The following is a 24,142-nucleotide window of genomic DNA, read 5'->3' on the forward strand; positions in this document are numbered from 1 at the left end:
GACTAAAATTAGTAACAGTAAAAAATTATCAGAATTTTATTGCGTGAGTTATTTAATTGTAATATTATTAATATATAGAAATTATATATTTCAAGATTGAAGTGGGGAGTAAATGATGGCTGGTAAATTACTAATTGTTGATGATCAATTCGGTATTCGCGTATTGTTAAAAGAAATATTTCAAAGAGAAGGTTATGAAACATATCAAGCAGCAAATGGAAAAAGAGCACTGGAAATTGTTAAACAAAAAAAACCAGACTTAGTGCTCCTTGATATGAAAATCCCAGGAATGGATGGCTTGGAAATATTAAAACGAATGAAGGAAATAAATGAAGAAATTCGTGTCCTAATCATGACAGCATATAGCGAACTTAATTTGTTACAAGAAGCAGTCGATCTTGGTGCTTTAGGTCATTTTAAAAAACCATTTGATATCGACGAAATTCGTGAAGTTGTAAAAAAATATATAAATTTATAGTACTAATAGGAAATAATTTTTGTGCATTAATGTTCATAATATTGCCCTTCATTGAAAAAAATTATTAATAGTAACGTGGTAAAATAATAGTAAATTTGTTAATATAACAAGTGTGAACAAATTATGCCATTTCCTGTAAGTATCATACATATGACACGCTTGGTAACAATATATAGTGAAATGGAAATTAAAATTTTTAAGGAGGAGCAATTATGCCTTTAGTATCAATGACTGAAATGCTTCAAAAAGCTAAAGAAGAACATTATGCAGTTGGTCAATTCAACATTAACAACTTGGAATATACCCAAGCAATTTTACAAGCTGCAGAAGAAGAAAAATCACCAGTTATCCTTGGTGTATCTGAAGGTGCGGCAAGATATATGGGCGGTTTCAAACTTGTAACAGCTATGGTAAAAGCATTAATGGAAGAATATAAAATTTCCGTTCCGGTAGCAATCCACTTAGATCACGGTTCCAGCTATGAGTCTTGTGCGAAAGCAATTCATGCTGGTTTTACTTCTGTAATGATCGATGCGTCTCATCATCCATTTGAAGAAAACATTGAAATTACAGGAAAAGTAACCGAACTTGCCCACTTCCATGGCGTTTCTGTCGAAGCGGAACTTGGAACGGTTGGTGGACAAGAAGATGATGTAGTTGCAGAAGGTATTATTTACGCTGATCCACAAGAATGTGTGGAACTAGTAAAACGTACAGGTATTGATGCATTAGCACCTGCATTAGGTTCTGTTCATGGTCCATACAAAGGCGAACCAGTACTTGGTTTTAAAGAAATGGAAGAAATTAGCAACTTAACAGGGCTTCCTTTAGTTCTTCACGGAGGAACTGGAATCCCAACAAAAGATATTCAAAAAGCAATTTCATTAGGTACGGCAAAAATTAATGTAAATACAGAAAACCAAATTGCTTCAGCAAAAACAGTTCGTGAAGTTCTTGCGGCAGATGCTGACGTATATGATCCAAGAAAATTCTTAGGACCAGCTAGAGAAACAATTAAAGCAACTGTTATCGGCAAAATGAGAGAATTTGGTTCCTCAGGTAAAGCACTATAATAAATAAACATTTCTAAAGAAAAACCGTCTAATTAATAGGCGGTTTTTTTAAATGGTCAATTGTTGCAAATTTCTTATTTTATTGCCGTATATCTGCTATATTTATTATGAAAGGAAACGCCTTTTTCTATAGTCTGTAGTAAATTTGATAAAAATTTAAAACAGTAATGAAATAATAAAAAGTAAAATAGGGGGAATTCAAATGAAATTTTTTATTGACACGGCAAACATGGAAGAGATTAAAGAAGCATTTTCTATAGGGGTAATTGATGGGGTAACAACTAACCCATCATTAGTAGCGAAAGAAAACATCTCCTTTGAAGAACGGTTAAAAGAAATTACTGAACTCGTTCCTGGGTCCGTGAGTGCAGAAGTCATTTCTTTACATGCAGAAGGGATGTTAAAGGAAGGAAGAGAATTAGCAAAAATTGCACCAAACATTACAATCAAAGTTCCTATGACAAAAGAAGGGTTGAAAGCTGTTTCTACTTTTGCAAAAGAGGGAATAAAGACAAACGTAACTTTAATATTTAGTGCTAATCAAGCATTGTTAGCGGCAAGAGCGGGTGCTACATACGTCTCACCTTTTCTAGGCAGATTAGACGATATTGGACATAATGGATTAGAATTAATTAGTGATATTGCCGACATATTTGCCATTCATCACATTCATACAGAAATTATTGCTGCCTCCATTAGGCATCCAGAACATGTGAAAGAAGCAGCATTACGAGGGTCCCATATTGCAACAGTTCCATATAAAGTGCTTATGCAACTAATCAACCATCCACTAACAGACCGAGGAATTGAACAATTTTTAACAGACTGGGAAAAACGAACGAACAAATGAGACATGTTAAATAGAGAAAATAGCTAGTAATACATGTCCCTTCCGATAAAATTGGCCACCTATGAATAAAAATTAACAAACTCATATATGTTTCCCTTTCTTTTTTTAAAAATATCTTGAATAATAGAGGGGGAATGCTTTTTTAAGTTTTCCTTATTTTTCTTTATAAAAGATGGCAATACTGTTAGTATAATAAACTTTATATAATACAAAAATGACATATAGAATTCGTAATGGTCGATACTTTCTATACTGGAAGGAGATAATCATGGAAAAAATTAAAATTATAGGTGGCCAACCATTACAAGGTTCTGTACGAATAAATGGGGCGAAAAATAGTGCAGTTGCTCTAATACCAGCCTCGATATTAGCAGAATCACCAGTAACAATTGAAGGTCTTCCGGAAATATCGGATGTAGAAATATTAAAAGATTTGCTTGAGGAAATTGGTGGGACAGTTCACTTTGACGGGCAAGATATGACAATCGATCCATCTAATATGACCTCCATGCCATTACCAAATGGTAAAGTGAAAAAATTGCGCGCATCCTACTATTTAATGGGTGCGATGCTTGGCAGGTTTAAAAAAGCTGTCATCGGCCTTCCTGGTGGGTGTCATCTAGGACCGAGGCCAATTGACCAACATATTAAAGGGTTTGAAGCATTAGGTGCGAAAGTAACGAATGAACAAGGTGCGATTTATTTGCAAGCGGACGAATTAATCGGAGCCCGTGTTTATTTAGACGTAGTTAGCGTCGGGGCAACTATTAATATTATGCTTGCAGCTGTTCGGGCAAAAGGAAGGACAGTTATTGAAAATGCTGCGAAAGAACCGGAAATTATTGACGTTGCCACATTACTTACTAATATGGGTGCAAAAATAAAAGGTGCTGGTACCGACGTTATCCGCATTGACGGAGTAGAACATCTTCGCGGCTGCCGTCATACAATTATTCCTGACCGCATTGAGGCAGGAACGTATATGGTAATTGCTGCCGCTATCGGAGAAGGGGTCATGATTGACAACGTAATTCCTCATCATTTGGAGTCGTTAACTGCCAAGTTGCGTGAAATGAACGTATCGGTAGAAACAGCAGATGATCAAATATTTGTCAGCCGCGCACCAATTATGAAACCAGTAGACATTAAAACATTAGTTTATCCTGGCTTTCCGACCGATTTACAACAACCAATTACAGCCTTATTAACGCAGGCCAACGGAACAAGCGTAGTAACAGATACTATTTACAATGCCCGATTTAAACATATTGATGAATTAAGAAGAATGAATGCGCGCATCAAGGTAGAAGGCAGTTCAGCGATCATATCTGGACCTGTTCAATTACAAGGGGCAAAGGTACGGGCAACCGATTTGCGTGCAGGAGCTGCGTTAATTATCGCTGGTCTATTAGGGAATGGTTTAACAGAAATAACTGGAGTAGAACATATTGATCGCGGTTATAGCCATGTCGTTGAAAAGCTTCGCGGACTCGGTGCGAACGTATGGCGTGAAAAATTATCGGAAGAAGAAATGGAACAAGTGAAAAACTTGTAATATATAACACAAACTTATTTAGCTCAAGATGAACAAGAATATAAAGGCAAATATTAAAGGCGTCTGGCTTCTTATAACACAAAGTTTTATTTGTGTTGGTTGCCCGGCTCTTTTTTTTATAGAAAAATTGCCCATTTCGTTTGGGACATTTTGCAACAAAATTAGGCACAAAAATCCCCTATACCCCATATAATGTGTTACAATATTTTATATTAGTGTTATACAATTTATAGAGCGATCAGGGGGATAGGGATGGAAAGAAGTTTATCAATGGAATTAGTTCGAGTAACAGAAGCTGCTGCACTATCATCAGCCAGGTGGATGGGACGAGGTAAAAAAGAAGAAGCAGATGAAGCGGCAACATCGGCAATGCGCGACGTCTTTGATACAGTTCCGATGAAAGGCACCGTTGTCATTGGAGAAGGGGAAATGGATGAAGCACCAATGTTATACATCGGTGAAAAATTAGGTACTGGCTACGGTCCGCGAGTGGATGTCGCGGTAGATCCGTTAGAAGGCACAAATATTGTTGCTTCTGGCGGTTGGAATGCTTTAGCGGTCGTAGCGGTGGCAGACGACGGGAATCTCCTTCATGCACCAGATATGTATATGGAGAAAATTGCTGTTGGACCAGAAGCCGTCGGTCAAATTGATATTAACGCTTCTATTTTAGATAACTTAAAGGCGGTCGCAAAAGCGAAAAATAAAGATATAGAAGATGTAGTTGCAACGGTTCTAAATCGCTCAAGACATGAAAAAATTATTAATGAGCTAAGAGAAGCTGGAGCAAGAATAAAATTAATTAATGATGGGGATGTGGCTGGGGCAATTAATACAGCATTTGACCAAACGGGTGTGGATATTTTATTTGGCATTGGTGGCGCACCTGAAGGAGTATTAGCTGCAGTCGCATTAAAATGTCTTGGCGGAGAAATTCAAGGAAGATTAATTCCACAAAACGATCAAGAACTTGCCCGTTGTATAAAAATGGGTATAGATATTAATAAAGTGTTACAAATGAGAGACTTAGTTCGCGGGGACGATGCCATTTTTGCCGCAACAGGAGTTACCGATGGAGAATTATTACGTGGCGTTCAATTTAAAGGTTCCTATGGACAAACTCATTCCATCGTCATGCGAGCTAGATCGGGCACCGTTCGATTTATTGAAGGCAGACATTCATTAAAGAAAAAACCAAATTTAGTCATAAAATAAAACGTAACTATCCATCAGAGTGGACCTCCTATTCCAATGCGGATGGAAAAGTTATTTTGGAAAAGGCAGAACATCTTCGTAGATAATCAACGGAGATGTTTTGCGGTTTGTAGGAACAATCTAATTTCTTAGAACAAATCAAGAGCAAACATTCTTAATCTTATGAGGAGAACACGAACCTTGTCTATATTTGTAGATAATTTTCTTGAAATCAGTATAAACAAAGTCTTTTTCTATTTTTCTTAATATGATAAAATGGAAAAGGATGATATACTATGTAATTGTGCCGACCACTGTTTGATTTTTCAAAAATATGGGTAAAATAACTATTGTATTTAATAGAGAAAAAAGAGCTGCCCCAACAGCAAATAGAAAGTACTTCTATCATTTTCCCTTCTCAAATTGCTAATCCATTAAAGAAAAAACGATATAGTAAATGTAAAATTAAAAAAAGTGTGGTGTCAAAATGGACGAGATTAATGTTAATATATCAGCGCTAGAGAGCATGAAGTTGAAAGAACTTTATGAACTTGCGCGCAAATACCAAATTTCCTATTACGGGAAATTAACGAAGAAAGAATTAATTTTTGCTATTTTAAAAGCAAGAGCAGAACGAGAAGGATACTTCTTTATGGAAGGTGTCCTTGATATTATTCAATCAGAGGGATTTGGATTTTTACGGCCAATTAATTATTCAGCGAGCTCTGAAGATATTTATATTTCAGCTTCGCAAATTAGACGGTTCGATTTGCGAAATGGTGATAAAGTATCTGGTAAAGTTCGACCTCCAAAGGAAAATGAACGCTATTTTGGTCTGCTTCACGTTGAAGCTGTAAATGGGGAAGATCCAGAAACAGCGAAAGAACGGGTTCACTTCCCGGCACTAACGCCACTTTACCCAAATCTTCAAATTAAGTTAGAAACGAAATCAAATATTTTATCGACAAGGATAATGGATTTAATTACACCGGTCGGCTTCGGTCAACGTGGATTAATTGTTGCTCCGCCAAAAGCAGGAAAAACGATGCTGTTAAAACAAATTGCTAATAGCATTACAGCCAATCATCCAGATACGGAGTTAATTGTCCTATTAATCGACGAACGTCCAGAAGAAGTGACCGATATTGAACGTTCAGTTGATGCAGAGGTCGTTAGTTCCACATTCGATGAAGTGCCAGAAAACCATATAAAAGTAGCTGAACTCGTATTAGATCGAGCAATGCGATTAGTGGAACATAAACGCGATGTTGTCATTTTAATGGATAGCATTACGAGATTAGCACGAGCATACAATTTAGTTATTCCACCAAGTGGCCGTACGTTATCTGGTGGTATCGACCCTGCAGCATTTCATAGACCGAAACGTTTCTTTGGGGCGGCAAGAAATATTGAAGAAGGTGGCAGCTTAACTATTTTAGCTACTGCATTAATCGATACCGGCTCCCGGATGGACGATGTTATTTATGAAGAGTTTAAAGGTACTGGTAATATGGAGCTCCACTTAGACCGTTCACTTGCGGAAAGACGAATTTTCCCTGCAATCGATATTCGTCGTTCAGGTACGAGAAAAGAAGAACTGCTAATTCCGAAAGATCACCTAGATGTTCTTTGGGCAATCCGGAAAACTATGTCCGACCAGCCTGATTTTGCCGAGAAATTTTTACGGAAATTACAACAATCCAAAACAAATAGTGGTTTTCTAGCAGATCTTCAAGATGAACTAAAAACATCTGGTATTAACAAATATTCCATGCTATAAAAGTATTGGCGATAATTGCTAACAATCTTGAATCAATCAAATATTGCATTTCATTTCATGCCTTGTTATAATAATAACAGTGTTTTTTAAATGAGTATGATTATAATAGATTAACTCTGTTTCAAAATGATTCAGGGCAAAAGGAGTTGAAAAAGGATGAAAGCAGGTATCCATCCAAATTACAAAAAAGCTATGGTTAAATGTGCTTGTGGGAATGAATTTGAAAGTGGATCAGTAAAAGAGGAAGTTCGTGTAGAAGTTTGCTCCGAATGTCATCCATTCTATACTGGTCGTCAAAAATTCGCTAAAGCAGATGGCCGTGTTGATCGTTTCAATAAAAAATACGGACTTAAATAATTGGATTAATTTTTTTAGAACAAACAAAAACGGAACTGTCCAGAAAGTGCTTAATTTCGACGGAAGCGAGCAAAACTCCTTTCGTCATCTACTTTTAGACAGCTCCGTTTTTTTATCGGTACCTTTTTGTTTAGCAAATTTGTAATAAAAAACATTACAAAAATAAAGCCATATGGATTAATATATAGAAAGGTACAAAAACTAATTTGAGAGCAGAAAAGGGAGTTATTGAATGGAAGGAGCAGCCACTTACATGTACGTAATGAAACAAACAGGATGGATAGAAGTTATTTGCGGCAGTATGTTTTCCGGAAAGTCAGAAGAACTAATTCGTCGGGTGCGCCGCTGCCAGTTTGCCAAACAAAAAGTTGTCGTATTTAAACCAAAGTTGGATGATCGATATAGCAAAGATGCGGTAGTGTCCCATAATGGGGAAACCGTATATGCAACACCAATTAACGATGCAGAGGAAATATTTTCCCATTTAACAGAAGAGGTAGAAGTAATTGCGATTGATGAAGCACAATTTTTCGGTGAAAATATTATAGACATCGTGCAAGGTTTAGCAGATGATGGCTTTCGTGTCATTTTAGCTGGTCTCGATCAAGACTTCCGTGGGGAACCTTTTGGCCCAATGCCCCATCTGTTAAGCGTTGCAGAGCAAATTACGAAATTACAAGCTGTCTGTGTTGTGTGCGGATCACCTGCCAGCAGAACTCAACGATTAATTAATGGGAAACCAGCTTCCTATTACGATCCAGTCATATTAGTTGGTGCTAGTGAAAGTTATGAACCGCGCTGCAGACATCACCATCTCGTACCAGAGGCACCAAGGAATGAAAATCCGTTATTTGAAAAACGAACGGTTATTAAATAGCTGGATTAATTAGTAAAAAAATGATGACCGCCCTACAAATTAAACAATCAATAGTGGTAATGTAATTCACTTTTAGAATAGAAATTATTTAGTAGTAAGAAAGTTGAATAAATTTTTATAGAGGTTTGAGGTGAACTCTTCATGTTTGATCGGCTCGAAGCAGTTGAAGATCGTTATGAGAAATTAAACGAATTACTTAGTGACCCAGAAGTCGTAAGTGATCCGAAAAAATTACGCGAATACTCAAAAGAACAGTCAGATATTCAAGAAACGGTAGAAACATACCGTGAATATAAACTTGTAAAAGAACAATTACAAGAAGCAAAATTAATGATGGAAGAAAAACTCGATGCAGAAATGCGCGAAATGGTAAAAGAAGAAATAGATGAACTAGAAACGAAAATAGAAGAATTGGAAGAACGGCTGAAGCTTTTATTAGTACCGAAAGACCCGAACGATGACAAAAACGTCATTATGGAAATTCGTGGAGCTGCTGGTGGCGAAGAAGCAGCTTTATTTGCTGGTAACTTATATCGGATGTATAGCCGATATGCGGAATCGCAAGGGTGGAAAACAGAAGTCATTGAAGCCCATGCAACAGGCCTTGGCGGCTATAAAGAAATTATTTTTATGATTAATGGAAAAGGTGCGTACTCTAAATTAAAGTATGAAAATGGGGCACACCGAGTTCAACGGGTACCTGAAACAGAATCAGGGGGACGCATCCATACATCTACAGCAACAGTTGCCTGTCTTCCTGAGGCAGAAGATGTGGAAGTGGAAATAAACGAAAAAGACATCCGTTTTGATACGTATGCCTCTTCAGGTGCTGGCGGACAAAGTGTTAATACGACTATGTCTGCAGTACGTTTAACACATATTCCAACTGGCATTGTTGTTACATGTCAAGATGAAAGATCGCAAATAAAAAACCGTGAAAAAGCGATGAAAGTTTTACGTGCGCGCATTTATGATAAGTACCAACAAGAAGTGCAAGCAGAGTATGATGAAAACCGCAAAACTGCCGTAGGAACTGGCGACCGTTCTGAACGAATTCGCACTTATAATTTTCCGCAAAATCGTGTGACAGATCACCGCATTGGGTTAACAATCCAAAAGCTGGATCAAATACTAGAAGGCAAGCTTGATGAAATTATTGAGGCACTCGTACTTGAAGAGCAGGCGGAGAAGTTAAAAAATGAAGAATAAGAACAATGTAAAAGTTTACGAAGCTCTCCAATGGGCTTCTTCTTTTTTAGTACAACATGAACGAGATGAAAATATTGCGGAAATGAGTTTAAAGCATGTATTACAATCCGATCGTACCCAATTATTAGCAAACTTACATCGACAGTTGTCAGAAACAGAATATGAGCAGTTCGCATCCTTAATTAATCAACACATAAAAGGCGTGCCCATCCAATATTTAATCGGCAGTGAGGAATTTTATGGTAGGAAGTTTATCGTCAATGAACATGTGTTAATTCCTCGTCCTGAAACAGAGGAGCTTGTATATGGAATTTTACAACGGGCAAAACGGTTGTTTCCTATGCGTTTTAGCGCACCTGGAATGCAAATAGTTGATATAGGAACTGGGAGCGGGGCAATTGCCATTACATTGAAGCTAGAAAATCCTACCTTTCAAGTCGTCGCAACGGATATTTCCGCTAGTGCACTTCGTGTAGCGAAGCAAAATGCACTTAACTTACAGGCGAATATTGAATTTGTAGAAGGTGACTTATTTTCTCCGTTTCTTAATGTGGAAAACAGTAAAGAGGTGCGTAAGTTTGATATTGTTATCTCCAACCCACCTTACATACCATTAACTGAAGAAACACAAATTTCAACGGTTGTTAAAGATTATGAACCAGCATCCGCACTTTTTGCAGGGGAAGATGGGTTAGATTGTTACCGACGGATTATTGAACAACTCCCACTAGTCATCCAGCCGAAAGCGCTTATAGGATTTGAAATCGGTACTGGACAAGGTAAGGCAGTTTCTGGATTACTTACTCAACAGTTTGGCAATTTAGTAACAATTGAAATTGTAGATGATATTAATGGGAAAGAACGGATGGTATTTGCGGAAATAAATACCCAATGAACAATTAATTCATGAATAGAAAGAAGAGGTAATGGCGGGTACAACGCGAGACGGAGGGCTTACAAAGGTTGCGATACACTATTGTCCATTACATGTTTAACGGCAAGCTCCAACCCCGAATTTTAGAATAGTTGTTTAGTGAGGCGGCCCGAGGACTAACCAAGGGCCCCTTAACATTTATGGCTCTTCGCTATTTAGTGTGGGTATAAAAGAATCTCGGACCATAATAAGTGGTAAGCTCCTTCTCAACTTTTGATAGTTTTCCATTTTACGGGGAGGCTGTCAAGGAAAGCACTTGACAACCTCCCCGTAAAATGGAGCTGGGTCTGTAAGTTGAGAAGGACCTACCCTAGCTTATGTGGTTCTACACTAATCAATAACTTATTAGCTGTTGCGTAGATCATCGCAATAAAGTTCTTTGTGGTTCTGTAGCCCCTAGCTTTTCTCTTTGCAGCTTGAACTAGACTATTGATACCTTCGAGTAGACCATTAGTCATTTTTGAAACGAACCATCTTAATATCCCTTGTTCGTGTTTCTTTAATGTTTGGGCAACCTTTATTATTGGTTCTAACTGAGAACGGGTGGCCCATTGGTACCACTCATTAAAATGAAGGGTGGCAAAGCGTTCAGTTTTGGTCCACATTTCTTGAAGCGAAAGCTTCAATCTATAAGCTCTAGCTGTTTTTAAATTGGTATCCTTTAATTTTAGGATCTTTTCCTGTTGTTCGGTGTTTAGATTTTTATGGTTTTTTAACCATAAATAACGTGTCTTTTTAAGGCCTGGTTGTTCAATTTGCTCATTGCGTCGTACCTGATCTAGCGCCTCATTCATAAGTTTCATGACATGAAATTTATCAAAGGTTATGTGTGCTTCTGGAAATTCTGTTTCGACACCCTTTTTGAATGCTGGGGACATATCACTACAGACTTCTTTAATGTTATTAGGCTCAACATTATGATCCTTTAAGAAGGAAGAAAATTTTTTAAGAACATTCGCGTCTTTTCCTTCTGTAGCGAATAAAACAAGCTTTGTATCCATATCTACAAACAGAGTGACATATTCATGTCCTCGCCGGCTAGATGTCTCATCAATGGCTATTCGCTTAACATTGGAAAAGTCCAATTCTTTCATGGCTTTATCAACATAATAATGAAAGACACGCCACAACCTAGTATCATGTTCACCTACTTTTCGGGCCACTGTAGCAACGGGCATTTCTTTCATTAATTGCATTAATTCAGATTCAAAAAACCATGTAAACCCAGCACCAGGGCGAGACCATTCTACATGAATGGTACGAATCTTATTACAAAGATTACATTTTGTTCGAGGCAATCTTGCGTGTAAGATGGTTTGATACTGCCAGAAATTAAGGTGCCTCCACGTACGATCATCATTTACTATGTCATGAACTTTTGCCTGAGGATGACCACAATGAGTGCATACAAATTCAGAACCACGTCTAAAATCTAAATAAATATCAAGAATATAATCATTTTGGTTCAATTCGTAATCAATAACATACCATGGATCTTCAATACCTAATGCCTTTTGGAACACACTATATTCTTGGTTAAAATCTCTCATTTTGGGCCACCTCGGATAATAATATTTTAATTTATTATCCATTATGGTCTTACCTAGGAATCTTTAAACCAATACTATCTAGCGAGGAAGCACATTTATTTAAAAATCGATAAAATTTTATCAATCAGTTCAAACAGGAAAAACTTTACTTCCGTTTTCTCCTCTTTTTCTTCTACAAATAAGGAATTACTAGATTTCATTTCCTTATCCAATTTATTTTCCTTATTATTTTTACTATCCACTTTATCCACAGACTTTTTCTTTTGCTGCTCATCTTTTTTATCCACATGTGAATCTTCAAAACCATCACTAACAGCTGACCCACTGGAAAAGTCTAAGAAACATAATGGTGGAAATAACACACACCACCAATTGGCACCAGTTCCTTCTCCAATGGTGATTAAAATTGCTTCGTACTCACCAGCAGGGTACAAGAAATTTCCGTACAATTTCGTTGGAAAGGCGACACGGTCAAAATCAACATGGACCGATTGATTCACCTTCTCCTCTTGTAAAATTTCTCTAGCGATATTTTCAACTTCAGGCAAATTAGTTTGAATTACTTGGCGAGCTTCTTCTAAAGAAGTTAACTGTTCCACCCACTCGGTAATTTGAGCATTCACTAAATCCCTAACTTTTCTTTTAATCTCTTGATCTTGTTCAGAGTTGCTATTCGCTAGAATTCTTAGCCGGATAGCTTCATTTGGAATTACTACCACATCATCGTGTGCGGCCATACTTTTCGGTATATATAAACTTATAATACTTGCAAATGTAATAAAAATAAAAAAACTTGCTAATAAATGATTTTGCTTTCCTGTCATTGTTATCCTCACCCCTCATTAGCACATTGTGAACAAAATCTATCAATCTTATACATTGGTTTTGAAAAATAATAATAAAAAATATGCCATGTGAGTTTAGGTCAATGACACAATGAAAGAAACCGGTTTCCTCTTTCACAAATAACAACATCACATTTTAAAACAATAGAAATTTCTCTTCCCCATTAATAAGGACAATGTTTCTATTAGAAAAACTAGAACATTACTTGAAAATTTATGTTAAAAGTCGTACAATTGCCTCCGAATTCATAAAAAAATGTGGAATGAAGTTCAGAGGATATGTGGAAAACAATGAAGTTATACACAGAAGTTATGCACATTTCTAACAAAGTTATTCACAAAATGTGGATAAAACCTTTAACTATTGTATTTAATGTGGAAAAATAGTACATATCCACCTATAAAAAATATAGTGATGATACGGGATAATAAATTTCCTAATTTTTTCGAAATAGAGGCGATAAAAATGAACACAAAAGTATGGGTAGTGGATAAGTCTGTTAATAAATCACATATATATCCACAAGTGAAAGAAGCAGCTGAAGTACTGAAACAAAATGAACTAGTCGCTTTTCCAACCGAAACAGTATATGGACTTGGGGCAAACTCAACAAGTGACGAAGCGGTAAAAAAAATATATGAAGCGAAAGGGAGACCGAGTGATAATCCGCTAATTATTCACATTAGCGATATAGCTGAAGTGGAAAAGTTCGTTACTCATATACCAGAAACAGCGAAAAAGTTAATGGAGACGTTCTGGCCGGGTCCATTAACGATTGTTTTAACAAAAAAGAGCGGTGTATTATCAAAAGTGGCAACAGCGAACTTATCCACAGTCGCTATCCGCATGCCAGAACATCCAATTGCTCTTGCATTAATAGAAGCGAGTGGGCTACCAATTGCGGCGCCAAGTGCCAATATATCTGGAAAGCCAAGCCCAACTAAATTTTCTCATGTTGAGCACGATCTCACAGGGAAAATTGCAGGTATTATCAATGGCGGTGATACAGGAGTTGGCGTAGAATCAACAGTGATTGATTGTACTAGTGAAATTCCAACCATATTAAGACCTGGTGGTATATCAAAGGAAGCCATTGAAGCTATCATCGGTGCTGTCGATGTCGATCAAGCGGTAAAACAAGCGGTAATCAACCCGAAATCACCTGGAATGAAGTATAAACATTACGCCCCATCTGCAACAATGTATTTAGTAAATGGCAGTAAAAACTATATCCAACATTTAATCAGTCAGTATCAAAGCGAAGGAAAAAAAGTCGGTGTGTTAACAACAGAAGAAAATGCTTCCTTCTATCATGCAGATATAATTAATGTGTGTGGAAAACGGAGTGATTTATCCACAGTCGCACAACGTCTTTATGACACTTTACGTTTATTCGATCAACAACATGTGGATATTATATTAAGTGAAGTATTTCCACCACAAGGAATCGGTTCTGCAATAATGAACAGATTAATGAAGGCTGCAAATCACCAAATAATGACAGAAAAGTAAAACAGTATTCAAGAGGATTCCTTAAGTCTAAACCCCTATATGTGTGCATATGTTGAATAGAGGCTAGTCCGAGATTGAATTTGTCGCATTCATTTCAGCTCAATCTTAGATAAATAGCTATGCATATCGTATTCAAGGGGGTCGTTTTTTTATGACAATGCAAATAAATGAATTAATAACTATATCCATCATGGCCTTTGCGATGAGTTTAGATGCTTTTTCCGTAGGCTTAGGGATGGGGATGGTCCCGTTAAGATTAAGACAAATTTTTCATATTGGAATAATAGTAGGTATTTTTCACGTCATTATGCCATTGCTTGGAATACTAACTGGACAATTTTTATCGGAGAGAATGGGTGTTTTCGCAACTTATACTGGCGGACTGCTGTTAATATATATTGGCTTGCAAATGTTCACTTCTAGCTTTAAAGAAGAAGAAGGTGCCCGTTTTAAGCCGGTTGGATCAGGGGTTTTTATGTTTGCTTTAAGCGTGAGTATTGATAGTTTTTCCCTCGGCCTATCTCTAGGAATTATTGGTGCAAGACTAGTAACAGCTATTGTCCTGTTCGGTATTTTTGCCACTTGTTTAACATGGTCTGGCTTATATTTTGGGAAGAAGATGAAATCATTGTTCGGCTCCTATAGTGAAGCGTTAGGGGGCGTCATATTACTTTTTTTCGGACTAAAACTTCTTTTACCGATATAGCTTTTGATAAAAGCGGAAATTACTATGCAAAAGTTTAGTTCTTTTTTACGTATCTGCTATAATTAGGTATAAAGGAGGATGGAATAGTGACTAAAGTTCTATTCGTTTGTACAGGAAACACATGCCGCAGTCCAATGGCAGAAGCAATTTTAAGAAGTATGAATATTGAAGGTTTGGAAGTAAAATCAGCAGGGTTGTTTGCAAATGATGGCGGAGATGCTTCAGAACATGCAAAACAAGTATTAAAAAAACATAATATGTACCATCCGCATAAATCAACAATGTTAAAAAAAACAGAAATAGTGTGGGCAGATATCATTTTAACGATGACGATCGCTCACGCAAATTCCATTTTGCAAACGTTCCCAGAATCACACGGAAAAGTATTCCCACTCAAAAAATTTGTTCATGATGATAATGCGGATGTATTAGATCCATTCGGTGGTTTATTATCCACATACGAGAGTACATATACCGAATTAAAAGAACTTATTATGGAACTACCGGCAAAAATGAAATCGATGGACATAAAGGGTTCCTAGCAAGTACGAGGAAATAAAAATCAGTTAAATGTAATACGTTGAAATATTTTAGTTTAATAAATGTTGAAAAATTCGCTGCTAAAATTAAAAATGAATTCGCCGTAATGGAGGAGCCGGATGATGGAGAAAAGAACAAAATACAAATTTGGTCTAAGAAAAAAACTAGTTATTTTTACTACCACTCTTGCAGTCATTACATACTCTACTAGCGCTATTTTTATTTATGTGCTCTATCCGATGTTTTTTAGTGATTATATCAACCAATTTATTTTTACAATGTCAACGTTATTATTAGGAATTATTTGGTCAGGTGTTCTAGCATTTTTTGCAGCCCAATTATTAATTAAACCGTTAAAACAGTTAGAAGAGGCGGCAAAGAAAACCGCGTTAGGCGATATAACACATGATGTTGTATTGTCTAAATCCGATGATGAAATCCGTGCCGTTGGAAAAGCATTTAACCAAATGTTAGCGAACTTAAGAAATATGGTTGCAATGATTGATACAAATTTTACAGCGACAAATGAAAAGGTAATTGAAATCTCAAAAGAGGCTACTCGTGCTCATGACCAGGCTGAATGTATTTCTCGAACGGTTTCCGAGATTTCTCACGGGGCAGAAAATTCAGCGGTAAGCGTAGCCGCCACTGCAGAAGCAATAGAAGATGTGATGTTCATTGCAAAAGATGTTTTACATAATGCTAAAACGGCAGAAACAATCTCAGATGAAATGATTAACGAATTACAAACAACAAGATCCATTCTTAATTCATTAATTAGCGGTGTGGAACAAATGGCTAGTCAAAATAAAGAATCCCTTTCTGCAGTAAAAAGATTAGCCGATACCGTACAAAAAATTGAGCAAATCATTCTCCTAGTCGGTGAAATTGCGAAACAAACGAACTTACTTGCATTAAATGCATCGATTGAGGCAGCAAGGGCAGGAGAACATGGTAAAGGATTTGCCGTTGTTGCCGAAGAAGTTCGCAAGCTTGCAGATGAAAGTGAGAGCGCTGTAAAAAATATTTCTGAACTAATTACAAGTATTCAACAGGAAGTACATCACGTCGTCGAGGAAATTGCCGAACAAGTAGAAGAAGCCCAAAACGAGGTGAAAAAAGGAGAGCAATCCAATGAATCGTTAGAAAAAATGACGAAGACTATTTTTGAAGTTGCTAACTCTGTTAAAACGATCGCCAATTTAGTAGACAAACAAATGATTAGCATCGAGCGAACATCTTCCCAATCACAGGATGTTGCTGCAATTGCTGAAGAAACATCTGCTGCAGCAGAGGAAGTCGCTGCATCCACCGATGAACAAACAAATGTTATCGGTAACCTCGAAGAAATTGCTATCGAGTTAAAATTACAGGCTGAGAAATTGCACGATACGATTAAAGAGTTTCATAGATAATTAGGTTTGTGATTTCTTATGCCTAGACAAAGGAGTTGCTGGAAAGCTACAAGTCATAAATTTTCCACACAAAATAGTATTACTAACTTTGGAAATATACAATCATTCATCGTGGATATTTATGTGGCTTTCCAGTGGTCTCACTGCGCCCCAACCTTTATATATTAAATGCGCGCTACACGTCTTCTAGCAATGCCTATCCAACAAATTCAACTAAATAAATCCCTCTGATTCGCACCTATAGAAAGAAAAATATTGTTTATCAGCTATGGTGTTTCTTTATAATTCCAATGAAGTATGGCAAAATAAAGGTGAGAATTAGGTTTTGCAAGGTAGTATGATAATAAATATAGAGGTGAGTTAAATGAAAATAGCAATAGCTTCTGATCATGGTGGTATTCATATTCGTGAAGAAATCAAACATTTATTAGACGAAATGGGCATGGAATATGAGGACTTTGGCTGTAACTGTGAAACATCGGTTGATTATCCAGATTATGCATTACCTGTTGCAGAAAAAGTGGCAAATGGAGAATTTGATCGCGGTATTTTAATATGTGGAACAGGAATCGGTATGAGTATTGCTGCCAATAAAGTGAAAGGTATTCGCTGTGCACTTTGTCATGACGTATTTAGTGCAAAAGCAACGCGGGAACATAACGATTCGAATATTTTAGCGATGGGTGAACGGGTTATCGGTCCAGGACTGGCACGGGAAATTGCAAAAACATGGCTTACGACGGATTTCACTGGTGGTCGCCATCAAAATCGGATTGGCAAGATCAGTAAATATGAAAATAATTAATTAGTTATAAACAGGTGGATAACTTACAATAGAACTATTAACATGTGAATAGTTTAGTTTTCCACAAGGTAAAACAATTATTTTCATTCATAATGATTGAATGAACAACTTCTTCCACATATATTGCTATGCACAAAATGATAAAATGCAAAAACCGGATCTCCACGAAGTTGCTTCATAACAAAGTAAAGGTGATAACATTGTTAGACGAGTTAAAAACTTGGGGTGGACAATTAGAACAAATTCTGGCTGATTTTAGCCAACATATAGATTCAACTAAGGAAGGGATACTTGTTATTGGTTGCTCCACATCGGAAGTTGCCGGAAAACAAATAGGAACTTCCGGATCAGAACAAATCGCAGCTATGATTTTTGAAAAGCTGCAACAATTTGCCACACGATACAATGTAAATTTAGCATTTCAATGTTGTGAGCATCTGAACAGAGCATTAGTAATAGAGCGTACGGTACAAGAAAAACATCAGTGGGAAGAAGTGACGGTAGTGCCTGTAGCCAATGCCGGCGGATCAATGGCAACAATGGCATATAAAAAATTTACCAACCCTGTTGTTGTCGAACATATTAAAGCGGACTATGGTATCGACATCGGTGATACCTTTATTGGCATGCATTTAAAACATGTAGCTGTACCGGTGCGAGTAAGTGTAAAAGCTCTTGGTAGTGCCCATGTAACATTGGCGAAAACTCGTCCGAAATTAATCGGTGGAGAAAGGGCAGTTTATCAAAAAACAATAGAAAATAATACTTGTCATTAAATTGCTACACAGCTTTCCCACTATAGCTTAAACAACTTCACCGAAACAAGCGTAAGTAAAAATGAATCTAGTAGTAAAAAGTGATAAAATAATGTTGTTGTAGGAAACTAAGGGGGTATGGAGCCTATGAGTTATCTTGAAAAACAAGACGAACAAATTTTTGCAGCCATTCAAAAAGAATTAACGAGACAACGGAAACATATCGAACTGATTGCTTCTGAAAACTTTGTCTCCGAAGCAGTAATGGAAGCACAAGGATCAGTACTAACGAACAAATATGCGGAAGGTTATCCAGGTCGCAGATATTACGGTGGTTGTGAATTCGTCGATATTGCGGAAAATATAGCTAGAGAACGGGCGAAACAACTTTTCGGGGCAGAACATGCGAATGTACAACCACATTCAGGTGCACAGGCAAATATGGCAGTCTATTTTACTGTATTAAAACCTGGGGATACAGTGTTAGGAATGAATTTATCCCATGGAGGACATTTAACTCACGGTAGTCCTGTTAATTTTAGTGGAATTCAGTATAATTTTGTCGATTATGGTGTCGATGAAAAAACAGAAACAATTGATTATGATGCCGTTTTAGCAAAGGCTCGCGAAGTGAAACCGAAATTAATCGTCGCTGGAGCAAGCGCTTATCCACGGGTGATTGATTTTAGCAAATTCCGAGAAATTGCTGATGAAGTCGGTGCCTATTTAATGGTTGACATGGCACATATAGCCGGTTTAGTCGCGGCTGGTGTTCATCCAAATCCTGTCCCATATGCTGATTTTGTCACAACAACAACTCATAAGACATTACGTGGTCCGCGTGGTGGAATGATTCTTTGTAAAGAGGAATTTGCCAAAAAGATTGATAAAGCTATTTTCCCTGGCATTCAAGGTGGCCCATTAATGCATGTTATTGCTGCAAAAGCAGTAGCCTTTGGTGAAGCATTGCAAGACAACTTCAAAGAATACATACAACAAGTAGTAGCTAACGCCAAACAGCTAGGCGAATCTCTAACAGAACAAGGGTTAGCACTAGTTTCTGGTGGAACGGATAATCATTTATTACTAGTTGATCTTTGTTCCCTCCAAATTACAGGGAAACTGGCGGAAAAAGTATTAGATGAAATTGGTATAACGGTAAATAAAAATACCATACCATTTGATCCAGAGAGCCCATTTGTAACAAGCGGTATTCGCATCGGTACTCCAGCGGTAACTACGAGAGGTTTCAAAGAAGCTGACATGGTGGACATTGCTGAAATTATCGCAACTACGTTAAAAAATCATGACAACAACGATTGTTTAGAGCAAATGAAACAAAGAGTAGCCAATTTAACAAATAAATACCCATTGTATGAATAAAAAATCCCCGTCCACGGGGATTTTTTATGGAAATAGGTTTGAAATAGGAGCAAACGGTTATAGTAACATAGATATTTCTTAGCTCACTAATTCTTGGAATGAATAATAAAACTACAGTAGCTCGTAATTTCAAATAAAATGAAACATTTATTTCAATCCTATTGATGATTCTTATGATATTATGTAAAATGAATCGAAGCGAAAAAGGGCAAAATACGACAAAGTTCACCAAATGCAACAGCTTTTTCTTCGTAAAGGTGGGTTTGCTCATGTTTTGTCAAACTTATTATTGGAAACGTGACGCGAAAAAATTTTTAAAGGAGAGATAGAAATGGCAAAAGTCTATGTGTTTGACCATCCATTAATTCAGCACAAACTAACGTACATAAGACAAAAAGAGACAGGTACGAAAGAATTCCGTGAATTAGTAGATGAAATTGCAACATTAATGGCGTTTGAAGCAACTCGTGATCTTCCTCTAAGTGAAATTGAAATTGAAACACCGGTATGCAAAACAACATCCAAAGTAATTGAAGGAAAAAAACTTGGAGTTGTTCCCATTTTACGTGCGGGAATGGGGATGGTTGACGGTATTTTAAAATTAATTCCAGCAGCAAAAGTTGGCCATATTGGCTTATATCGAGATCCAGAAACATTAAAGCCAGTAGAGTATTATGTTAAATTACCAACTGACGTAGAAGAACGTGACTTTATCGTAGTCGATCCAATGTTAGCAACAGGCGGATCAGCAATAGAAGCCATTTCAGCTCTGAAAAAACGAAAAGCAAAACATATTATTTTCATGTGCTTAATCGCAGCACCAGAAGGCTTAGAAGCTTTAAAAGACGCACATCCAGATGTGGACATTTATATTGCAGCATTAGATGAAAAATTGAATGAAAAAGGCTACATCGTACCTGGTTTAGGCGATGCCGGTGACAGATTGTTCGGTACAAAATAAAGCTGAACAGGGAGAACATATTTAAATTAATGGCTATGTTGTTTGATGGTGATTTTTAAGCAGTTGTTGATTGTAGTGTAAGGCGGCGACTCCTCAAAAAAGCATTCGCTTTTTCCTTCGTGCGATGTGTCGCGGCCGTTGCGTTCCTTGTCCTGCGGGAACAGCACGAGCCAGAAATAACGAGACGCGTAGTGTTGAAGCGGCAGAGGCCGTGCCCGTGGAAAGCGTCCGCCTGTCCCTGTCGCTGCGATTTCGTCACAAATAAATTTGGAACGGAAATCAACACCAATCTTTAATATAGCCAAATTAATAAAAGATACCTAAATCCGTAATGAGCCAAGGGGCGGGTTTAGGTTTTTTTGTTCATTATGACTTTAACTACAACGTAATTTCATTTGTGCACCTGCACTAATAGTAAAGGTCCAAGCAATTTAAGTAAGAAGACAAACAGCAGGAAATCTTGAACAGCCAAAAAAACCTCCACTTCCGCCAAAAAATTACTCGAATATATCTCCAATAAAATACCACTAATAAAATTATTTTTACGAAAAATACTAAACAAGGAAAGGTAAAACTTGTTCCAGTCGTAACTAAAAATGGATGAAAAATGATATGGAAAGCAACACGTATTTATAACGTTGCACTTGAAAGCGATATGTCCAGTATAATCTCCAATATTATCTTTTCATTCTTTTTTAAGGCAGAGACCTTTCAATTCGAATTCGAATATAAAGGGGAATTTTTATGCATAAAAAGGCATTATTCATTTACATACTTATCTGTCTTTTAATCGTTGGAACGTCTTTAAAAGACAACAAAACTTATTCCAAAGTGCAGGCACAAGTTCCGAACAAAATAGGAGATCGTTCAACTGGAGAAAACGAAATTCATTGGGAAGTGCAAGGAAATGTCCACGAGCAGGAGCAAAAACAACATCTTGATAAAATTCAAAGGAAACAGCAATCAAATATACAAATGCTCCATAAGATAAACAAATTTTTGTCCGAAACAAATCCACAACGAAATGATAGCATATTAAATAGGAAGGTTTTCACCAAAATAAATAAACGACATGACAAAGACGAAATAGAAACAGCAATCATTAAAACAAATATTCCCCTATCAAAACAAGAAATTCAACAACTATTAAAGCCATACGATAACGTAAAACTACGTTACATATACAAACATGTTTTTCCAGGTTTTTCCATCGTAGGACCAAAGGCAGTAATTCACCAACTAAAAGCGAGCAAAAAAATAACGAACATATACCCATCCACTTTTTACCAACTAAACACACAACCAACAGCGAACCAATTCAGTATCACATCGGGAATCGATTATATTGGTACAAAAGAGGTGCACCGACGGTTAGATAAAGACGGTAATCGCTTAACAGGGAAAGGAATCAAAATAGGTATTATCGATACTGGAATCGACTATACCCATCCAGACCTAAAACATGCCTACGTTAGCGGCTACGACTTCGTGGATAACGACTCAGACCCGATGGAAACAAAAAATCTTGGCGAATTTAACACTGTTCACGGAACCCATGTAGCAGGTGTTATTGCAGCTAATGGTAAAATGACAGGAATCGCCCCTGATGCAAAAATTTATGCATACCGTGCACTCGGACCAGGTGGTTTCGGATCCACTGAACAAGTACTTGCCGCCATCGAACAGGCAATTAAAGATAAAGTTGACATTTTGAACTTATCATTAGGCATTACGATAAACGGCCCCGATTTGCCGACAAGTCTTGCTCTAGATAAAGCAGTAGACAAAGGAATCGTTGCCGTCACATCGAGTGGCAATTCAGGGCCAAATATTTGGACAGTGGGAACACCTGGTACATCAATAAAAGCGATATCTGTCGGAGCCTCCACACCACCATTAAAAGTACCGTATATCGACTATTTAGGATTCAAAACGAAAATGACTCCCTTTCCTAATTCAAAACCGTGGGATTATCAAAAATCGTATGAAATTGCTGATGGAAAAATGGGAGAAACAGCGGAATTGACAGAAATAAAGGGAAAAATTGCCCTAATTAAGCGGGGGAAGCTTACTTTTACGGAAAAAGCTAAATATGCCTATGAACAAGGGGCAATTGCAGTAATTATTTATAACAATACAGATGGAGATTTTTTAGGAGAACTAGAAGAACCAATCCCAATTCCAGTAGCCTCCATTTCTAACAGAGCTGGAAAAAGACTACTCCAACTTATGACAGAGCATCCGTCATTAGTAAAATTTACTTTTCAAAAAGAGGAAGATTTCTTAGCCGACTTTAGTTCACGCGGACCTGTCACTTATAATTGGGATATTAAGCCGGACATCGTTGCCCCAGGAGTTGCGATTGAAAGCACAGTTCCAAACGGCTATTTACCTTTACAAGGAACAAGCATGGCAGCCCCTCATGTTGCGGGAGCAGCTGCCTTAATAAAACAAGCCCATCCAGACTGGCACCCTGAGAAAATAAAAGCATTATTAATGAATACAAGTAAAACAATTAAAGACGAAGAAAATGTGGAATACCATACATTCGAACAAGGGGCTGGTAGACTCCAACTACCTGAAGCAATTAAATCAACGTCCATCATAACACCCGCGACAATTCGTTTAGGAAAAGCAATGGGACAACCTTTTGAGGAGAAAAAAACAACATTAACAATAGAAAATATAAGTAACCAACCGATCCGATATACTTTTTCTATCCCAAAGCGGCAAGACGAATTAATATGGGATCTTCCAACCCCATTTTATTTACAGCCTGCCGAAAAAAAACAAATTACTGTAGAACTAGAATTAAAAAAGAAACATCAGAAAAATCAATTGTATGACGGGTTTTTGGAACTAATAGCCGGCAGCGAAAAAATCTCCATACCTTATTTATATGTGGTGGATGAACCGAATTATCCACGGATAATGAGTTTTGCATTTGTCGAAGGGGACAAGGTGGACAGTTATCGTTATGAAGTATATTTACCTGGTGGTGCCGATGAACTCGGAATTTTCTTATACAACCCAGACACGGAACTATTTCACTCCATCTTAGACAAGCGCTCGAGTGTCCCACGCGGATTAATCGAACAAGAAATAAATTTGGCACAACTAGAAAAAGGAGTATATAAAGCAATTGCCTATGCGAAAAAGGGGAAAAAAGAGGATTATTTAGAACAAATCATTGAAATACAATAGCATTTTAAAAAAAACATTGAAAGCAGTAATGAAAGGAAAGCAGGTGCTAGATTAAAGTGACCGAAAGTGAAAGCGGAGTTCGGTCACTTTTACGTGTCCTAAGTGCCTGGAAAAGAGGAGATTGTTCCCAAAATTTGCCTCTAATGATAGATTTAATC

The 24,142-nt window shown here is 37.2% G+C and carries 21 protein-coding genes; 19 read left to right on the forward strand and 2 right to left on the reverse strand.

Annotated features, from left to right (window positions below):
• Positions 1-115 precede the first annotated feature (115 nt).
• The 10 genes from BN1242_RS03790 (at position 116) to prmC (ending at position 10,268) form a co-directional block, all read left to right on the forward strand.
• Positions 116-478, forward strand: coding sequence for a response regulator (locus BN1242_RS03790; RefSeq protein WP_062351500.1), 363 nt, complete (start codon positions 116-118; stop codon positions 476-478).
• 212 nt (positions 479-690) lie between these two features.
• Positions 691-1,551: a class II fructose-bisphosphate aldolase gene (locus BN1242_RS03795; RefSeq protein ID WP_062351504.1), complete on the forward strand. Its 861-nt coding sequence runs from the start codon at positions 691-693 to the stop codon at positions 1,549-1,551.
• 202 nt (positions 1,552-1,753) lie between these two features.
• Positions 1,754-2,401 carry a fructose-6-phosphate aldolase gene (fsa, locus tag BN1242_RS03800; protein WP_062351505.1) on the forward strand — a complete coding sequence of 216 codons (648 nt, stop codon included), beginning with the start codon at positions 1,754-1,756 and terminating at the stop codon, positions 2,399-2,401.
• Positions 2,402-2,669: 268 nt separating this feature from the next.
• On the forward strand, positions 2,670-3,956 hold the full coding sequence (locus BN1242_RS03805; RefSeq protein ID WP_062351508.1) for a UDP-N-acetylglucosamine 1-carboxyvinyltransferase: 1,287 nt from the start codon (positions 2,670-2,672) through the stop codon (positions 3,954-3,956).
• A gap of 252 nt (positions 3,957-4,208) precedes the next feature.
• Complete coding sequence (gene glpX, locus BN1242_RS03810) at positions 4,209-5,171, forward strand: class II fructose-bisphosphatase (RefSeq protein ID WP_062351511.1); 963 nt, start codon at positions 4,209-4,211, stop codon at positions 5,169-5,171.
• Between the two features lie 466 nt (positions 5,172-5,637).
• Positions 5,638-6,930: a transcription termination factor Rho gene (gene rho, locus BN1242_RS03815; protein ID WP_162491220.1), complete on the forward strand. Its 1,293-nt coding sequence runs from the start codon at positions 5,638-5,640 to the stop codon at positions 6,928-6,930.
• Between the two features lie 156 nt (positions 6,931-7,086).
• Complete coding sequence (rpmE, locus tag BN1242_RS03820; RefSeq protein ID WP_062351514.1) at positions 7,087-7,287, forward strand: 50S ribosomal protein L31; 201 nt, start codon at positions 7,087-7,089, stop codon at positions 7,285-7,287.
• Positions 7,288-7,540: 253 nt separating this feature from the next.
• Complete coding sequence (locus BN1242_RS03825; protein ID WP_062351772.1) at positions 7,541-8,164, forward strand: thymidine kinase; 624 nt, start codon at positions 7,541-7,543, stop codon at positions 8,162-8,164.
• A gap of 141 nt (positions 8,165-8,305) precedes the next feature.
• Complete coding sequence (gene prfA / locus BN1242_RS03830) at positions 8,306-9,373, forward strand: peptide chain release factor 1 (protein ID WP_062351517.1); 1,068 nt, start codon at positions 8,306-8,308, stop codon at positions 9,371-9,373.
• The gene (prmC, locus tag BN1242_RS03835) at positions 9,363-10,268 is read left to right on the forward strand and encodes a peptide chain release factor N(5)-glutamine methyltransferase (protein WP_062351520.1); all 906 of its coding nucleotides are present in this window, start codon (positions 9,363-9,365) and stop codon (positions 10,266-10,268) included. Before prfA ends, prmC begins: the two co-directional genes overlap by 11 nt.
• Positions 10,269-10,612: 344 nt before the next feature.
• On the opposite strand, the gene BN1242_RS03840 is transcribed toward prmC, so the two are convergent.
• Entirely contained in the window at positions 10,613-11,857 is a 1,245-nt protein-coding gene (locus tag BN1242_RS03840; RefSeq protein ID WP_062350066.1) for an ISL3 family transposase, read from the reverse strand.
• A 95-nt stretch (positions 11,858-11,952) separates the two neighbouring features.
• Positions 11,953-12,681 (reverse strand): stage II sporulation protein R, encoded by a 729-nt coding sequence (spoIIR, locus tag BN1242_RS03845; RefSeq protein ID WP_062351524.1) that lies wholly within the window; start codon positions 12,679-12,681, stop codon positions 11,953-11,955.
• A 487-nt stretch (positions 12,682-13,168) separates the two neighbouring features.
• On the opposite strand from spoIIR, the gene BN1242_RS03850 reads away from it, so the two are divergent.
• From BN1242_RS03850 to BN1242_RS03890, 9 genes are all read left to right on the forward strand, one after another.
• On the forward strand, positions 13,169-14,215 hold the full coding sequence (locus BN1242_RS03850; protein ID WP_062351526.1) for an L-threonylcarbamoyladenylate synthase: 1,047 nt from the start codon (positions 13,169-13,171) through the stop codon (positions 14,213-14,215).
• 151 nt (positions 14,216-14,366) lie between these two features.
• Positions 14,367-14,921, forward strand: coding sequence for a manganese efflux pump MntP (locus BN1242_RS03855; protein WP_062351528.1), 555 nt, complete (start codon positions 14,367-14,369; stop codon positions 14,919-14,921).
• Positions 14,922-15,007: 86 nt separating this feature from the next.
• Positions 15,008-15,463 (forward strand): low molecular weight protein arginine phosphatase, encoded by a 456-nt coding sequence (locus BN1242_RS03860; RefSeq protein WP_062351530.1) that lies wholly within the window; start codon positions 15,008-15,010, stop codon positions 15,461-15,463.
• A 120-nt stretch (positions 15,464-15,583) separates the two neighbouring features.
• Positions 15,584-16,876 carry a methyl-accepting chemotaxis protein gene (locus BN1242_RS03865; RefSeq protein WP_062351775.1) on the forward strand — a complete coding sequence of 431 codons (1,293 nt, stop codon included), beginning with the start codon at positions 15,584-15,586 and terminating at the stop codon, positions 16,874-16,876.
• Positions 16,877-17,240: 364 nt separating this feature from the next.
• Positions 17,241-17,681 carry a ribose 5-phosphate isomerase B gene (rpiB, locus tag BN1242_RS03870; protein WP_062351533.1) on the forward strand — a complete coding sequence of 147 codons (441 nt, stop codon included), beginning with the start codon at positions 17,241-17,243 and terminating at the stop codon, positions 17,679-17,681.
• Between the two features lie 200 nt (positions 17,682-17,881).
• On the forward strand, positions 17,882-18,457 hold the full coding sequence (locus BN1242_RS03875) for a TIGR01440 family protein (RefSeq protein WP_062351535.1): 576 nt from the start codon (positions 17,882-17,884) through the stop codon (positions 18,455-18,457).
• Positions 18,458-18,583: 126 nt separating this feature from the next.
• Positions 18,584-19,819, forward strand: coding sequence for a serine hydroxymethyltransferase (gene glyA, locus BN1242_RS03880; RefSeq protein WP_062351538.1), 1,236 nt, complete (start codon positions 18,584-18,586; stop codon positions 19,817-19,819).
• A gap of 331 nt (positions 19,820-20,150) precedes the next feature.
• Complete coding sequence (upp, locus tag BN1242_RS03885) at positions 20,151-20,780, forward strand: uracil phosphoribosyltransferase (RefSeq protein WP_062351548.1); 630 nt, start codon at positions 20,151-20,153, stop codon at positions 20,778-20,780.
• A 744-nt stretch (positions 20,781-21,524) separates the two neighbouring features.
• Positions 21,525-23,984 carry a S8 family serine peptidase gene (locus BN1242_RS03890; RefSeq protein WP_087941723.1) on the forward strand — a complete coding sequence of 820 codons (2,460 nt, stop codon included), beginning with the start codon at positions 21,525-21,527 and terminating at the stop codon, positions 23,982-23,984.
• Positions 23,985-24,142 lie beyond the last annotated feature (158 nt).

This window comes from Bacillus kwashiorkori (assembly GCF_001375515.1).
In the GTDB taxonomy this organism is placed as follows: Bacteria; Bacillota; Bacilli; order Bacillales; family Caldibacillaceae; genus Bacillus_BK; species Bacillus_BK kwashiorkori.